Consider the following 16344-nt stretch of genomic DNA (forward strand, 5'->3'; position numbering starts at 1 on the left):
GCCACGCCCGCCCGCCCCACGCTGTCCCTGAAGAAGGAGAGGACGCCGAAGACGGCGGAGACGGCCACCACGCCCTCCGGCGCGAAGGTGGAGCCCGCGGTCTATTCGCCCGCGCCGGGCACGCCCGCCGCGATCATGTCGCTGGCGCCGCTGGTGGACACGGTGAAGGGCGCGGTGGTGAACGTGGAGGTGCTGGCGAGGGCCCGGCCCGCGATGGGCATGCAGGGCCTGCCTCCGGGGTTCGCCGAGCGCTTCGGCCTTCCGGGAGGACAGAGCCCCTTCGGTGAGGGTGGTGGCGCGCCCTCGAAGCAGGGGGTGGGTTCGGGCTTCGTCATCGACCCGGCGGGCCTGGTGCTCACCAACAACCACGTCGTCGAGGGCGCGGACCAGGTCCGGGTGAAGCTGGAGGACGGGCGCTCGTTCGAAGCGGAGGTGCTGGGCCGCGACGCGCTCACGGACGTTGCGCTGATCCAGCTGAAGGGCGTGTCCGGCGCGCTGCCCTTCGTGAAGCTGGGGGACTCCGACGGCCTGCGCGTGGGCGACCCGGTGATGGCCATCGGCAACCCGTTCGGGCTCGCGTCCAGCGTGAGCGCGGGCATCCTGTCCGCCCGGGCGCGCGACATCCACGCGGGCCCCTATGACGACTTCCTGCAGACGGACGCCGCCATCAACCCGGGCAACTCCGGCGGCCCGCTCTTCAACATGAAGGGCGAGGTGGTGGGGATGAACACGGCCATCATCGGCGGCGCGACGGGCATTGGCTTCGCGGTGCCGGCGAACCTCATCCAGGCGCTGTTGCCGCAGCTCCAGGAGACCGGCGTGGTGCGCCGGGGCTGGGTGGGGCTGGCGGTGCAGGACCTCACGCCGGAGCTGGCGCGGGCGCTGCGCGTGGAGGCCGCGAAGGGCGCGGTGGTGGCCGGCGTCAGCGCGGGCGGCCCGGGTGACAAGGCGGGCCTGCGCGAGGAGGACGTCATCACGTCGGTGGGCGAGCGCGCGGTGGATTCGGCCGGGTCGCTGACGCGCGCGGTGGCGTTGCTCAAGCCGGGCAGCGAGGTGAAGGTGAGCCTAGTGCGCGGCGGCAAGGCCCTGGAGGTGCCGGTGAAGCTGGGCACCCGGCCGACGCAGCGGGGCGAGGAGGAGATGACGCCCCGGGATTCGACGCCAGCGCCGCTGTCGAAGCGGCTGGGCCTGCGGCTGTCGGAGGCCCAGGACGGCAGCGGCGGCGCGCAGGTGGTGGCGGTGGAGTCCGGCAGCGCCGCGGAGCGCGCGGGGCTCGCGCCCGGCATGGTGCTGATGCAGGTGGGCGACCAGAAGGTGTCCGGCGTCGCCGAGGCCGCCCAGGCGCTGACGTCCGCCGAGCCCGGGACGGCGCTGCTGCTGCGCGCGCGGGTGCCCGGGCAGGACGGCGGGCTGTTGCGTGCGATTGAAGTGCCGACGCGGTAGGGCGCGTGACTCCGCCGCGAGGTCAGGAGGAGAGCGCGCCCGGGTGCGGCAGGTCGGGCACGCGGCGGGGCATGGTGCGCGCCACCTGGTCATAGAAGCACTCCGGCCCGAGGACTTCGCGGAGCTGTTGCTCCGCGGCGTCTGCGGCAGGGGTCATCGCGTCGGTGGGCAGGGCATAGGGCTCCACGAGCACGATGCCGTCCGCGACCGTGCGCCGCTGGGCTTCGGGGATCGCGTTCAGCCGGTCTCCGAACATCTCGAGGAACGGCGGCCCGTAGAAGTTGCGCCAGAAGACTCCGGCAAGGCCTTCGCTGGGGTCACGGACGGTCCACGTCCACCTTTGCCCGAATCCCGAGGGCGAAGGAATGAACTGGTCACACTTCCGGTCGGTGTCCTCGGAGGTTGCCGAGACGGCCAACGGTGAGTTGAACAGCTTCATCAGCGCGGTGACCTGATTCACGTGGTCCGCCCGCCACTGCGCGTTCTTCGCGCGAGAGAGCGCGGCTTCCCAGGTGACCTTGCCTACGTGAGGTGGCCCATCCGACTTCCTGGCGGAGAACAAGAAGAAGTCGCGGTCCGTCTTCGCCAGCACCATCAGGCTGCGAACCTCCAGAAACCTCGCGACCAGCTCATCGTAGTCAATCCGACGAGGGTCGATCTGCTCATTGAGGTATCGCGCGGGTTCAAACCACCGGTACTCCTCAAACGCGCTCTTGAAGAATGCGCGAACCGCAGCTTCCGAAGGAGTCACGGGCGGTAGGCTGATCTTGGTCGTCAGATATTTCAACGGCACACGCAAGCCTCACGGATAGACGTCAGGCAAGGCTCTGCCATCCTCGGTCAGTTCTCGCAAGGCATCTTCAAGGGGGCGCGTCACGTGAGTGGGCCCCGCTGGGTGCTTCGCGGAGCGAAAATACACCTCGACATAGCCTCCATATTTTTTGACGTAGTTGATCATGGCCTCGAGGTTGCCCGTGAGAGCCATCTCCGCGCGGCCCTTGGCCTCCACGAAGTGGTAGGGCTGGCCCCACACGAGTTCCTCCGGGTTGCCCTTCACCGCGTCCGGGACGAAGCCCTGGGCCTTGCTGCCAGGTGGCGGCAGCAGCAGCGCGGTGTTCTTCTGCTGGCCCTTCGCCTTGAGCACGGCCTTCTCGAACTCGCCGCCCGCCTCCTTGTTCTTGATGACCGTCTGGTAGAGCCGCTCCCACTCCGGATCCACCGCGTACTGGAAGTGCCGGTACTTCGCCGGGTGGCGGAACTGGTAGTCCACCCAGGCCTGCGCCAGGTGCTCCGCGCTGCCCGGCACCAACCGCACGCCCTCCGCTGTCACCCGCGAGCCCACCAGGGCCACGCGCTTGCCCTGCCCCAACACACGGCCCGCTTCCGCCAGTGGGCCCTCCAGTCGCTTCGCCACGGCTTGCAGCTTCGCAACATCCTCCGCTGACACCGCGCCGCCGCGCCCCGCCGCGCGCAACACCTGACGGATCTGCTGTGCCTCCTGCGGCGACAGGTGCTGCGCCACCCGCTGAAGCACCTGAACCTCGCGCAGGCTCCGACCCGTCAGGAGCGCCACGCCCTGCGCGCCCTCCGTCAGCAGCCGCCCCGACACCACGGGCAGCGCCACGCTCACCGCGCACAGCAGCCGCTCCCCATCCGACAGCGGATATCCCAGGATGCTCTGCCCGAGCACCACGCCCGTCACGTCCGCCACTTCCCCCGCGACGGGCAGCAGGCCCACGGCAATCTCCAGCACCAGCTCCTCGGGAGGAATGCCAGGAGGCTCGGGGCTCGGGTCCCACGTCGGGGGCGCATTGCGGCCCGCCTCCACCGCCGAGGCCAGCAGGCTGTCGCGCGCCAGCAGGTAGAGCGCCACCTCACTGGGGCTCTTGCGCACGAAGTCCGGGTCCAGCGTGTGCGAGTAGGCCCAGTCCAGCACCGCGTCCACCAGCGCCCGCTGCGTCGCTTCGTACAGCGCGCTCTCGGTGAGCAGCCCGTCACGGCCCAACCTGCGGAAGTGCGCCCCGGCCACCGCCTGTCGGCGCGCATCCGCCCAGCGGTGGTACTCGTCCAGCTTCACTTCCACCCGCGCCAGGCGCACCCCGTCCTCGCGCAGCCGCTGCGCATGCTCCACCTTCAGCCGCAGGTACACCTCCAGCGGTGCATCCGCCGCGAGCTGCCCCTCCGTCCGCGACGAGGCCCAGAGCAGCAGGTCGTTCAGCGCGGCATGTCCCGCCTGCCGCTCCGCCTCCGTCACGCCGGGCTTCTTCAGCGCCGCCCGCTGCTCCGTGATGAACGCGAGGTAGCGCCCCAGCACCTCTCCGCCCACCGTGTCTCGCGGCAGCGATGACGGCGAAGCGCTGTGGTAGCGCGCGTAGCCGTGCATCCCCACCGGCAATGGACCGGCATGGCTCCGCGCACCTCCCAGCAGCCCGGCGAGGACCACGCCGCACAGCCACCACCGAACTCCGTCCATGCGTGCTCCTCCCGCTTGATCAGGGCTAGCAGGGAGTCCTGACATTCGCGGCGCGACGCGGTGCGAAATGACGCAGCGGGTGCGCGTGCGACCCGCTGCACTTCCGACCGCTCGCGCTGTCAGGTGTCGCGCGTTTTCCCGAGGTAGTGCGCCCGGATGCCCTCCGGGCATGGAGGGGCGTCCAGCGCCTCCATCGCGCAGACGTCGACTGACCAACCCCCGGGTTCGGAAATCGAGGGGGCGCTGACATAGAGTGACGCCCGTGCCGCGCTGCCTCACATGCGGGCGACGTTGGGAAGGCTCTCACGCGCCGTGCCCGCCCGGCGTCCCGCCTTCCGCCACCCTGCCGTCCGATGTCTCGAACCTCGTGCCCGAGGTTCCGGGCTACCGGTGCGAGAAGGTCATCGCGCGCGGCGGCTTCGGCATCCTGCTGGCCGCGCACAAGCGCGCCGCCGATGGCACCGAGAGCGAACGCGTCGCGTTGAAGCTGGCCCGTCCCGGCGTCGCGCTCGCGGAGGCCCAGCTCACCCGCGAGGCCGCGGCCCTGCACGCCATCGGGCCGCCCACCGTTCCCACGCTGTACGAGACGGGCACACTGCCGGGCGGACAGCGCTTCGTCGCGATGGAGTTCGTGCCCCTGCCCACCCTGGCGGACTGGCTCGCCCAGGCATCCGGGCCGCTGGCGCCCCAGGAGTTCGGCCCGCGCGCCAACGCGCTCCTGGACGCGGTGGCCACCGTGCACGCGCACGGGCTCGTGCACTGCGACCTCAAGCCCGAGCACGTCTTCCTGGACGACGCCCACGGCCGGGCCCGCGTCTTCGACTTCGGCCTCGTGCAGCGCCCCGCCCCCGGCGCGCCCGCGGACGACGGCACGCCCGGCGACACCACCTCCTTCGCCGGCACCGCCGAGTACATGGCGCCCGAGCAGTGCGCCGGCCACGCGGCCCTCGACGCGCGCACGGACGTGTACGCGCTGGGCATCATCCTCTACGAGCTCATCACCGGCCGGCCGCCCTTCTTCGGCGCGCTCGCGGAGGTGCTCCAGGCGCACCTGTCGCTGCGGCCTCCGCCTCCCTCGGAGTACGCCCCGGTGGCGCCGTCGGTGGAGGAGGTCGTGCTGCGGTGTCTGGCCAAGGAGCCCGCGCGCCGTCCCCGCGACGCGGCCGCCGTGGCCCAGGCGCTGCGCGTGGCGCTGGAGCACGCGGGCCAGGCCGCGGTGCAGCCCGCGCCCCGCCTCACCGTCCTGCCCGACGCGCGCCCCGCCCAGACGCGCCGCTCGGTGGCGGTGCTGTTCCTCGCCTCGCGCGCGAACCCCGTGGCGGTGCAGAAGGCGCTCGCCGCCTACGGAGGCCACATGGCCTTCACCGACGGCGCGCGCTTCGCCGGCGTCTTCGACCCGGACGTGGGTGAGAACCCCGTGCGCCGTGCCCTGCGCGCCGCGGAGGGGCTGGCCGACCGGGGACTCGCCCCCGCCGCGCTCGTGGACGTGGCCACCGTCACCGTGCAGCGCCGGCTGGATGGCGCGCCCCGCTACCTGAGCGCCATCTTCGCGCGCGAGGACCGCTACCCCTCCGTCCCGGAGACGCGCGGCCTGCTGTTGTCCCACGCCGCCGCGGAGGCCGTGCCGGAAGTGCCGTGCCTGCCGGTGCCGGGACGCTCGGGCCTGATGCGCCCCGCGCCTCCGGGCGCCGCGCCCCGGCCGGAGGTCACCGTGCTGCAGTTGGGCAGCGCGGTGCTGCTGGGTCGCGACGCGGAGCTGGAGAGCCTGCTGGAGAGCGCCCGGGGCGCGGTGTCGGAAGCGGCGCCCACCGTCGTCACCGTGAAGGGCGACCGGGGCCATGGCAAGAGCCACCTGGCCGCCACGCTCGCGCTGCGCCTCAGGGCCGCGCTGCCCCACGCCCGCGTCTACTCCATGCGCGCCCGCGAGCCCGTGCAGGGTGACCCGGAAGGCACGCTGCGCACGCTGCTGCGCGTCGCGCTGCACGGCTTCGACCACGACGACACCGACACGCAGGAGGATGGCCGCACCGCCATCCTCGACCGGCTGGGGAACCGGCTGGGCATGGAGCTGTGGCCGGGCGTGGCCGCGACGCTCGGGTGGTACGCGCCCGGCGGGCCGGAGCTGCACAGCTGGGCCGCGGCCCCGGGCGCGCTGCGCTCCCTGGCCCTGCGCGCCACGGGTGAGCTGCTGGCGGCGAGCGCCCGCGAGCGGCCCCTGTGCCTCGTCGTGGACGACGCGCACTTCGCGGAGGAGACGGCGCTGGACGCGCTGGAGTACGCGGCCCTCGCGGAGACGCGCGTGCCGCTGTGGGTCTGCGTGCTGGTGCGCCCGGGCTTCGAGCAGAGCCGCCCGTCCTGGGGCGCCCGCGCCGCGCGGCAGCTGGAGCTGCCCCTGTCCGGCCTCACGTCGGGCGACGCGCAGGCGCTGTGCCGCGCGCTGCTCAAGCCGGTGGAGAACGTGCCCGCGCAGGCGGTGGAGCGCATCGTCGAGCGCGCGCAGCGCGTGCCCCTGTTCCTCGTGGAGCTGGTGCGCGGCCTGAAGCGCCAGGGGCTCGTGCGTCAGCGCTCGCCCGGCGGCAACTGGTACCTCGTCACCGACGAGCTGGACCGCGTGCCGGAGCTGCGGCTGGTGGAGTGGCTCGCGGACCGCGAGTTGGGCGCGCTGCCTCCGGCGCTCGCCGCGCACGCCCGCCTGTGCGCGCTCCTGGGCGCGGCCTTCACCGCCACCGCCGCGGACGGCGTGGTGCGCGAATTGGAGCGCGACGGTGCCGCGGCGCAGTTCCCGCTGGACGTGGGCCATGCGACGCGGCGGCTGTTGGACTCGGGGCTGCTCGTGGAGCACCGGCTGGAGGGCCTGAGCTTCCGCAACGAGCTGGTGCGCGAGGCCGTCGTCGCGGGCCTGCCCGCCGAGGAGAAGGTGCGGATCCACCGCGCCGCCTACCGCCACTACCTGAGCCCGGCGGGTTCGCAGGAGCGCCAGCGGCTGGCCCGGCTGGCGCTGCACGCGGCGGCGGCCGGCCTGCGCGACGAGGCGGCGGCGCTGACCATCGACCTGGCGGAGTCCGCGCGCGGCCGTCACGCCTTCCTCGACGCGGAGGCCATGTACACGCGCGCCCTGGAGCTGCTGGAGCCCGAGGACGAGCTGCGCTGCCTCACCGCGCTCAGAGGCCGGGGCCTGATGCGCTACCGCATCGGCCGGTACGAGGACTCGCTCACGGACTTCGCCATCGCGAGGGACCGGGCCCGGGGCGTGGGTGATTCGCGCGCGGTGGTGGAGCTGCTGCTCGACGAGGCCATGGCGCTCGACTGGGTGAACGACTACGCGCGCAGCGAGGAGCGGGCCCAGGAGGCGCAGCATCTTTCGGAGACGGTGACGTCTCCGTACGTCCAGGCGCGGCTGCTGCTGGCGCTGGGCCGCGCGCAGTTCCGCAAGGGCGAGTGGCTGGACGCGCTCATGCCGCTGGAGGCCGCCGCGGAGCGCGCTCGCAAGCTGGGAGACGCGGGCTACGAGACGCTGGTGGTGGCGCTGCTGCTGATGGCCGTCATCCTCCCCAACCTGGGCGACATCGACGGCGCCGAGCGCGTGATGGACGAGGTCATCAGCGCGTGCACGGAGCGCGGAGACCGCTTCCACCTGGGCTCGGCCATCAACAACCGCCGCAACCTGTGGGTGGCCCGGAGGGACCTGACGCACGCGCTGAAGGACCAGGAGCGCTTCATGCAACTGGGGCGCGAGCTGGGCGTCGTGGGCTGGGAGTACTTCGCCGAGCACAACATGGGCGAGCTGTACTACCAGGCCGGTGACGTGGAAGCGGCCGCGCCGCACATCGCCCGCGCCATCGTGCTGGAGCGCCGGCATCCGGAGGTGGCGCACCGTCCGTGGGCCCTGCTGCTCCAGGCCCGCGCCATGGCATGGACGGGTCGGCATGACCGGGCGCGCGAGCTGCTCGCGCAGGTGCGGCAGACGATGGCCAACAGCCGGCACGGCGTGAACCTGAGCCCGTCGGAGGAGGTGCTCTTCTCCATGGTGGAGCTGACCGCCCGCGACGCGACGGCCGAGGAGTGGCACGCGCTGCGCGAGCGCTCCGCCCAGGTGTCCGTGGAGCAGGAGCCGCTCGAGGTGCTGGAGATGATGGGCCTCGCGGCGTGGCGCCGGGGCGACTTCGCCGAGGCGATGCTCGCCCTGGGAGAAGCGCTGGCGCGCGCGGCGCACGTGCCGAATCTCATGGAGGACCGCATCCGTCGCTCACTGGAGCGCGTGCGCGACCTCACGCCCGCCGCGTAGCAGCCCGCGCTACACCGACCGCTGGAGCGCCGTCGTCGCGGCGATGATGAGCCCCATCAGCGACTCACCCACCAGCGCGCCCGAACCCACCGCGGGCACGTGGTCGTCGGTGACCTTCGGAGACCACCGCCGAGCCATCGCCGCCAGCCCCGCGCCCAGGCACAGCGTCACCGCGTAGAAGGCCGGTGTGATGAAGCCGATGCCCATCGCCACCGGCGACGGCAGCCACCGCGCGGCCTTGCCCCGCGACGCCAGCGTCAACACCGCGCCCACCAGACACCCCACCAGCGCGCCCACGCCCGCGTGCGGCGGCAGCCCGGCCAGCCCGCGCACGGACACCTCCGCCACCGCGCGGAACTGCGCCGCCGCGGGCACCGGCAGCGAGGCCGTGCCCAGCCCATACGCCTCCACCAGCAGCAGGTAGGCCGGCACCGTCACCACCGCGCCCACCACGACGCCCACCAACTGCGCGGCGAGCTGCCGCGACACCGAAGCCCCCAGCAGGTGCCCGGCCTTGAGCGACCACAGGCTCACGCCCGTCTGCGCCGCCGCGCCCGCCACGACCGAACCCGCCGCCACGTTGGGCGCCAGAGCCCCGGGATGCACGCCGCCGAAGACGACCTGCGTGAGGTTGCCCACCTGGGTCACCGGTGAAACGTCCGTCTGCCCCGCACCCCGGGCGCACACCGCGCACAGGGGCACCAGCAGCATGAGCGCCAGCAGCATGGACGGCACGCCCAGCCCGAACAGCACCCCGCCCAGCACCACCGCCAGCACGCACGCGACCGCCGCCACGCCCAGCGTCCACCGGGGCAGGCCGCTCCGGTTCGCCCCCACCGAACGCAGGTCCCTCGCCGCGCTCAGGAAGTCCCGCGCCTGCGCGCCGAGCGACACCACCGCCGCGCCCACCATCAACCCCACGCCGGGCCAGGTCAGCCACGCGGACAGCGACTCATAGCCCGCCCCCGTCACGACGCCCACGCGGAGCAGCACGGGCGCGAGCACGCCCCAGGCCACGCCCGCGCCCAGCAGCATGCTCAGCGCGAGCTGCAACCCCGTCATCATCCCCACCGCCAACAACATGGGGCTCATGCCCACGCCCCACGTCAGCGACGAGAGCGGCGTGCCGCCCACGCTGCCCGGCAGGCCCACCATCGCGGGCAGCGCCCCACGCGCATCCCGCAGCCACGTCACGCCCATGGCCAGCAGGCCCGCGCCCACCAGCGTCCGGCCCCGCGCCGCGGGCGTGTCCCGCGCTTCCGTGGGCCTGGCCGCGTGCAGCGTGGAGATGAGCTCCGCGGTCGCGATGCCCGTGGGGAACGGCAGGGCCTCCTGCTCCAGGAGGCGCCGGCGCAACAGCCCCGCCACCAGCACGCCCACCGTGCCCAGCACGAGGCCCCAGGCCGCGATGCCCCAGCCCGGCACCGCCACGCCCAGCAGCGCGAGCGCCGGCAGCGCGCCCAGCAGGCCCGCCGCCGCGGGCATCGCGCCCACCGCCGACGCGGCCGTCTGCGTGAGGTTGTTCTCCAGCGGCGTGTACGGCACGCCCCGCCTGCGCCCGTAGGCCGACAGGCCGCTGAACCCCAGCACCGTCGCGGTGATGGAGCCGCTGTCCCACCAGCCCGTCTTCATCCCCATGTAGAGGTTGGTGACGGCCAGCAGCGCGCCGATGAGCAGCCCCATCCCCAGGGACCGCGCCGTCCACTCACGGCCCTCGGACGCCGGAGCGCCCACTTTCGTCACCACGGGCCCCGGCACTTCCGGCCCCACCGCGGCCTCGGGAGGAGCCGCGGGGTGACCGGCGGGGGAGCTCATCGACCAGCCTCCGCCGAGCGCCCCACCAACTCCCGCAGCTGCGTCAGGTCCAGGGGCTTGCTCAGCTTGAGGTTCGGGACATCGCGCAGGAAGGACACCGTGCGCGGCGTGAAGGCCCCGCCCGTCATGAACACCATGCGCCCGGCCTGCTCCGGCACGGAGCGCCCCAGCTCGAAGTACAGGTCCATGCCCGTCATCCCCGGCATCATCACGTCGCAGAGGATGAGGTCGAAGCGGCCGCCCTCGTTCACCAGCCGCAGCGCCGCCTGCGCGCTGTTGGCCGTGGCCACCTCGTGCTCCGTCGCCAGCGAGCGCTGCAGGGCCACCGTCACGTTGGGCTCGTCATCCACCACCAGGATGCGAGCGCGCGCCCCCGGCTGCGCCGCCGCCGACAGGCGCGGATACACGTCCGGTTCGTGCAGCGCCGAGCGGAGGATGACGCGGAAGGTGCTGCCCTGCCCCGGCACGCTCTCCGCCTGGATGGAGCCGCCCATGGATTCGATGATGCCGTGGCAGATGGACAGCCCCAGCCCCGTGCCCACGCCCACCGCCTTGGTGGTGAAGAACGGGTCGAAGATGCGCCCCAGCACCTCGGGCGTCATGCCCACGCCGGTGTCGCGCACCTCCACCACCACCCGGCCGGGCTCGCCCTGGCGGATGATGGCGCGAATCTCGTGCTCCGTGACGGAGGTGGGGTCCTCCGGAATGGCCTGCGCCGCGTTGAGCAGCAGGTTGAGGAACACCTGGCACAGCCGCGCCTCGCTCGCCTCCACCGCGGGCACCGGTTCAAATTCGGTAACAAGCCGCGCGCGGTGACGGATGACGTTGTCCGCCATCTTGCACGCCAGCTCCACGGAGCGCCGGACGTCCACCGGCATCGGCCGCGACTCCTGCTCGCCGCGCGCGAAGACCTTCAAGTCCCGCACGATGGTGGCGATGCGCTCGGCGCCCTCGGTCGTCTCGCGCACGAGCTGCTGGATGGCGGCCACCGGCTCCGCGGGCGCGCCTTGCGTCTCCAGCTTGTCCAGCCCCTCGCGGATGAGGTGCAGGTTCACCAGCATGTAGGCCAGCGGGTTGTTGATTTCATGCGCCACGCCCGCGCCCAGCGTGCCCACACTCGCGAGCCGGTCCGCCACCACCAGCCGCGCCTGGAGCTGCCGGCGCTCGGACAGGTCGCGGTGCACCATGATGTTGGCGATGATGCGCCCCTCGGCGTCGCGCAGCGGCACCACCACCGACTCGCAGACGCACGCCATGCCGTCGTCGCGCCGGAACTCCAGCTCTCCGGACCAGCGCCCGTGCACCTCCAGCGCGGTGAGGATGGCGCCCGTCAGCCGGTCCTGCTCGCCCGGGTGCAGCACGCTGAAGAGCGTCTGGCCCATGGCCTCCTTGCGGCTGCGGCCGAACATCCGCTCCGCGCTGGTGTTCCAGTCGATGACGCCGCCCGCCAGGTCCGTGATGACGACGCCGTCGGAGATGCTCTCGAAGATGAGCGCCTGCCGGTGCAGCTCCTGCTCCGCCTGCTTGCGCGCGGTGATGTCCATCACCGTGCCCGTCACCCGCGCGGGGTGCCCGGCGGCGTCGAGGAGCACGTCGCCCTTGCACGAAATCCAGCGGTAGCCGCTGCCCGCGGGCTCGATGCGGTACTCCACGTCCACCTGCGACCGCTGCTGGAGCGCCGTCGCGAGCCCCGCGCGAAGCCTGGGCAGGTCCGCCGGGTGCACCACCTCCTCCAGGTCCATGGCGCGGCCGGACAGCTTGCCCACCGCCAGTCCCAGGAGCCGGTCCACGTGCTCGCTCCACGTCACCTGCCCGCTCTTCGCGTTCCAGTCCCAGATGCCCACGCGCGCCGCGGAGAGCGCCTGGCGCAGCTGCTCCTCGCGCTGCTCCAGCACCTCGCGCCGGGAGAAGCGGAACACCGTGACGGTGCCCACCTGGAGCCGGTCCCCCTCATGCAGCTCCGCGGTGGACACCGGCAGGCCGTTGAGGAACGTACCGTTGGTGGATTCCAGGTCGGTGACGTGACAGGTCCCGTCGGCGGCGCGGCGGATGCGCGCGTGCTTGCGCGACACGCCGTGGTCGTCGATGCGCACCTCCGCCTCGGAGCCGCGACCGATGACGTGCTCGCCCGGCTCCAGCCGGTACGCCTTGCCGATGGCCGCTGGCGTCGTGGTGCTGATGAGGATGAGGCACGCCCCGGTCGAGGACGGAGCCGTCACCGACTGGCCCGCGCAGGTCGTGAGCTCGTCCAACAACGTCATCATGTATGCCAGCCCCCCGGCGTTCTCCTGCGCTCGGGCCGGCAATCTCGTCGCCGCCTGTCGTGCATGACGCCGCGCTCCGTGAGGGCCTGAAGCCTCGGCCCGGTTCGCAACCATACCCCAACGGCTTCCAATGAACGTCCCTTCCACCAGGAGGGTAGGAGGGCTGACTGCTGGTGAACGGGCAAACGAGCAGGCAGGGGAGCATCCGGGCGCGCCTCGCCGCGACCCACCCGGTGGATGGTAGGGTGGGGCCATTCATGGCGGCGGACTCCGAGAGCACCTTCCGCATCCAGGCGCGCGCAGCCGCGAGCGCCACGGACAAGGCGCTCGACACACCCATCCGTTCCGAGCGCGGCCCGGGCACGCTCGCGGGCGAATACGTACTCAAGTCGATGCTGGCCGCCGGCGGCCACGGCAGCGTCTATGAGGCGGAGCACCGCATCCTGGGGCGGCTGGCCGCGGTGAAGGTGCTGCACGCGCACCTGGCCGACCAGGGGGAGATGCTCCAGCGCTTCGTGCGCGAGGCGCGCGTGGTGAACCAGATCCACCACCCCAACATCGTGGACGTGTACGACTTCGGCCTGATGCCGGACGGCAGCCCGTACTACGTCATGGAGCTCTTGTCGGGGCGCACCCTGAGCCAGGTGGTGCAGGAGCGCGGGCGGCTGTCCGCGTCGCGCGCGCTGGCGTACCTGGAGCCCATCTGCGGCGCGCTGGAGGCGGCGCACCGCGCGGGCGTCGTCCACCGCGACCTGAAGTCCAGCAACATCCTCGTCGTGGAGGAGGGGGAGAAGCCCCGGCTGAAGCTGCTCGACTTCGGCATCGCGAAGCTCATCCAGCAGGAGCCCGGCCAGGAGGGGCTCACCACCGCCGGCCAGCGCCTGGGCACCGCGCACGCCATGGCGCCCGAGCAGTTCCGCGGAGGCCGCATCGGGCCGCCCACGGACGTGTACGCGCTGGGCGTGCTGCTGCACCAGCTGCTCACCGGGCGCTACCCGTTCCAGTCCGAGGACCGGCTGGAGCTGGAGCGGATGCACCTGGAGGCCCCGCCGCCGCGCCCCAGCGTCCGCGCGCCGGTGTCACCCGGCATGGACGCGGTGGTGCTGCGCTGCCTGGACAAGGACGCCAGCCGCCGCTACCCCAGCGTGAGCGCCTTCCTCACCGCGCTGCGAGAGGCCGCCGAGGAGCCCGGCCAGGTGGAGGGCCAGACGCGCGACGTGCTCGCCGTGCACGCGGAGGTGGTGCTGCCGGCCAGCGACCTGGACGACGACACCGTCTACGCCGCGCTCGCCGTGGTGCTGGACACGCTGGAGCAGGGCCTGCGCACGCGCGGCTTCCTCCTGGCGCTCCAGACCGGCACGGCGCTGCTGGGCGTGCGGCCCCTCTCCGCGGACACCGCGCCCGCCGCCACGCTGGAGGCCCTGCGCGAACTGCACGCGGAGGCCCAGCGGCTGGCGGAGGCCGCCCACGCCCGCGTCCACCTCTGTCTCCACCATGGCGAGGCGGAGACCCGCGGCGAGGCCGACGAGGCCGAGGTGGTAGGCGGCCCTGTGACGCATGTGGCAACCTGGAACGTAAGAGATCCGGGTGGCTTCGCCGTCACCCGCCCCGCCTCGCTGCTGCTCGACAATTCCCCCCTGCATTGAGTCGTCTTTCCCGCTGTGCCGCCCCCTCCCCCCGCCTCCGCACTCCCGCATTCGCTGTAGTTCCAATCCCTTCACAGGCACACCTCTGCTTGCGCGATAATTGGACCTACACCATAATTTTTTGAAGGTGACGTATTTCTTTCTGATCGTGAATCCGTCACGATTCCCCTGTCTGACAGTTCCGGCACCTTTCTAGGTAAATCCCGGGACTACCTGACATTCTGGAGGTCGGTCGTCCGACTTCCCTTGAGCGGGAGCCCCTACATGCGCCTCACCCCTGCTTTTCAGCCTGGAAGTGGATGCAGCAAGTGGTGGAACCGGAGTGCCTCACGCCCACCCCTGAAGGCGGTATTGCTGACGGGGGCCCTGCTGGCCCTCGTGGGTTGCGGTGGCGCGGCCCTGGACGGCGCTTCCGACGCGGCGTGGGCCACGGTGGATCAGGCGCAGACGGTGGACAACGGGCTGTCGACGAACGGGCTCTCCACCAACGGGCTCTCCACCAACGGGCTCTCCACCAACGGGCTGTCGACGAACGGGCTCTCCACCAACGGCTTCAACGACTGGTTCAACGCGAACACGTCCACGGCGCCCACGCTGATGGCGTACATGGTGAAGTGCGCGGTGCCCGCCGGGCAGACGCGGACCTTCGTGCACACCGCCACCGGGACGACCTACACGTGGCAGGGCAACCTGGGGCTCGCGCCGGGCTGGGCGGCGGGACAGCCCGCGACGGTGGCCGAGCAGCAGTCGGTGAGCGCGTGCCTCGCGGCGCACGCGAACAAGTTCGGCCTGCACATCTCGCTGTCGGTGCTGGGCCGCACCGCCACGGGCACGCCGCTGGCCTACTCCACGCAGGAGCTGGCGACGTTCAGCGAGCGTGAGGCGTGCTTCTTCGGCAACCTCTTCACGACGGACGGCCTCTTCGCCGCGCGGGATCGCGACTTCTCCTCGGCGGAGAGCACGACGCGCGCCTGCGGCCTGACGCTGAAGGGGGACACCTGCGCGCCCATCACCAACGTGGGCAGCTGCGCGCAGTTCTGCACCAAGACCGACCCCAGCCAGCCCTACTTCACGCAGTGCACGTACAACGGGAAGACGTACCCGGCCCTCACCACGCGCGTGCAGCCCCAGGAGCTGTACCGCTGCGGCGACGGCACCTGCCAGTTCACCGAGCACTGCGGCACCGGCCTCACCGCGGACAGCTGCAAGGCGGACTGCGGCACCTGCGGCTGATGATTCCCTGAAGCCCTCCCCCAGGCACCGGGCACGCACGGCCTCCTCCCAGGGGCCCGTGCCCGAGCATCCGGGCGTGCGGCGTCCCCCACCCCGCGCCCCAGCGTTGTCGAATCAACAGCGGCGCGACTCCGCGCACCTTGCCCGGCGAGAGTGAGCGGTGTTGGATGCCCTTCGCGCCACCGCCACGAGGAGCGGTGCCGGGCGCGGGTGTTGGAGCGGGCCGCGATGACGTTACGAGCGAAAGTCGAGCGGTTGACGGCGCTGACGCGACGGCGGGGCATGCTGCGCCAGGCGTTCTCCGGGCTCGACAGCGGGCCCGGCTCCGGCATCCATGGCGGCCTGCGCTCCGGACGGGGCACGCCCCACGCGGACAACCTCCTGCTGGAAGAGACGGTGCGCGAGCGGACCGCGGCGCTGGAGTCGGCCAACGCGAAGCTGTCCAGCAGCCTGGAGCAGCTGCACGCCACGCAGGCCCAGTTGCTCTTCGCCGACCGGCTCATCGCCCTGGGGCGCATCGCGGCGGGCGTGGGCCATGAAATCAACAACCCGCTGGCCTTCATCCTGAGCAACCTGGAGTACATCCACCAGGAGCTGCAGCAGAAGGAGCGGCTGTCGGAGCAGGACCGGCAGGAGATATTGGAGGCGCTGGCGGAGACGCGCGACGGCGCGGAGCGCATCCGGCTCATCGTGCGCGACCTGCAGACGCTGTCGCGCGCGGAGGACGTGGGCAGCGGCCCCGCGGAGCTGGCCTCGGTGGTGCGCACGGCGGCGAAGATGGCCATGCACGAGCTGCGGCACCGGGCGCGTCTGGTGGTGGAGTGCGACGGCGTGCCGCCGGTGCAGGGCAACGGCTCCAGGCTGGGCCAGGTGTTCCTGAACCTGCTGCTCAACGCGGCGCAGTCCATCCCGCCGGGCAACGCGGAGGGCAACGAGGTGCGCGTGGTGGCCCGCCCCGGAGAGCCCGGCCACGTGCTGGTGGAGGTGCGCGACACCGGCTGCGGCATCGCGCCCGAGCACCGCGAGCGCATCTTCGACCCCTTCTTCACCACCAAGCCGCTGGGCGTGGGCACGGGCCTGGGGCTCGCGGTGTGCCACGGCATCGTCACCTCGCTGGGCGGGACGCTGACGATGGAGAGCGCCCCCGGCCAGGGCAGCATCTTCCGCGTGTGCCTGCCCGTCGCG

At 72.5% G+C, this 16344-nt stretch carries 9 protein-coding genes; 5 read left to right on the plus strand and 4 right to left on the minus strand.

What is annotated here, in order from left to right; all coding sequences use genetic code 11:
* A partial coding sequence (locus D7V93_RS18345) for a Do family serine endopeptidase (protein WP_244237366.1) occupies positions 1-1443 on the plus strand: 1443 nt, incomplete at its 5' end.
* 22 nt (positions 1444-1465) lie between these two features.
* Here the strand turns inward: D7V93_RS18345 and D7V93_RS18350 are convergent.
* Positions 1466-2236, minus strand: coding sequence for a hypothetical protein (locus D7V93_RS18350; RefSeq protein WP_147451222.1), 771 nt, complete (start codon positions 2234-2236; stop codon positions 1466-1468).
* Positions 2237-2245: 9 nt separating this feature from the next.
* Complete coding sequence (locus D7V93_RS18355) at positions 2246-3916, minus strand: hypothetical protein (protein ID WP_147451223.1); 1671 nt, start codon at positions 3914-3916, stop codon at positions 2246-2248.
* A 367-nt stretch (positions 3917-4283) separates the two neighbouring features.
* On the opposite strand from D7V93_RS18355, the gene D7V93_RS18360 reads away from it, so the two are divergent.
* Positions 4284-8201: a serine/threonine-protein kinase gene (locus tag D7V93_RS18360; RefSeq protein WP_244237367.1), complete on the plus strand. Its 3918-nt coding sequence runs from the start codon at positions 4284-4286 to the stop codon at positions 8199-8201.
* Positions 8202-8210: 9 nt separating this feature from the next.
* Here the strand turns inward: D7V93_RS18360 and D7V93_RS18365 are convergent, their stop codons facing one another.
* Both D7V93_RS18365 and D7V93_RS18370 read right to left on the minus strand, forming a co-directional pair.
* Positions 8211-10016, minus strand: a complete 1806-nt coding sequence (locus D7V93_RS18365; RefSeq protein ID WP_120644644.1) for an OPT/YSL family transporter — start codon at positions 10014-10016, stop codon at positions 8211-8213.
* Positions 10013-12277: a serine histidine kinase EspA gene (locus D7V93_RS18370; protein WP_120644648.1), complete on the minus strand. Its 2265-nt coding sequence runs from the start codon at positions 12275-12277 to the stop codon at positions 10013-10015. The genes D7V93_RS18365 and D7V93_RS18370 overlap by 4 nt, the downstream gene beginning before the upstream one ends.
* Before the next feature lie 260 nt (positions 12278-12537).
* Between D7V93_RS18370 and D7V93_RS18375 the strand changes: the two genes are divergently transcribed.
* From D7V93_RS18375 to D7V93_RS18385, 3 genes are all read left to right on the plus strand, one after another.
* On the plus strand, positions 12538-13926 hold the full coding sequence (locus D7V93_RS18375) for a serine/threonine-protein kinase (protein WP_120644645.1): 1389 nt from the start codon (positions 12538-12540) through the stop codon (positions 13924-13926).
* Between the two features lie 354 nt (positions 13927-14280).
* On the plus strand, positions 14281-15159 hold the full coding sequence (locus D7V93_RS18380) for a hypothetical protein (RefSeq protein ID WP_244237368.1): 879 nt from the start codon (positions 14281-14283) through the stop codon (positions 15157-15159).
* 228 nt (positions 15160-15387) lie between these two features.
* On the plus strand, positions 15388-16344 hold a 957-nt coding region (locus tag D7V93_RS18385; protein ID WP_120644649.1), incomplete at its 3' end, for a sensor histidine kinase.

Source organism: Corallococcus llansteffanensis (genome assembly GCF_003612055.1).
Classification (GTDB): domain Bacteria; phylum Myxococcota; class Myxococcia; order Myxococcales; family Myxococcaceae; genus Corallococcus; species Corallococcus llansteffanensis.

Bases quoted from the DNA above. Each gene is read 5' to 3' on its own strand.
- D7V93_RS18355 (WP_147451223.1), bottom strand. From the start codon at position 3,916: ATGGACGGAGTTCGGTGGTGGCTGTGCGGCGTGGTCCTCGCCGGGCTG.
- D7V93_RS18365 (WP_120644644.1), bottom strand. From the start codon at position 10,016: ATGAGCTCCCCCGCCGGTCACCCCGCGGCTCCTCCCGAGGCCGCGGTG.
- D7V93_RS18370 (WP_120644648.1), bottom strand. From the start codon at position 12,277: ATGACGTTGTTGGACGAGCTCACGACCTGCGCGGGCCAGTCGGTGACG.
- D7V93_RS18375 (WP_120644645.1), top strand. From the start codon at position 12,538: ATGGCGGCGGACTCCGAGAGCACCTTCCGCATCCAGGCGCGCGCAGCC.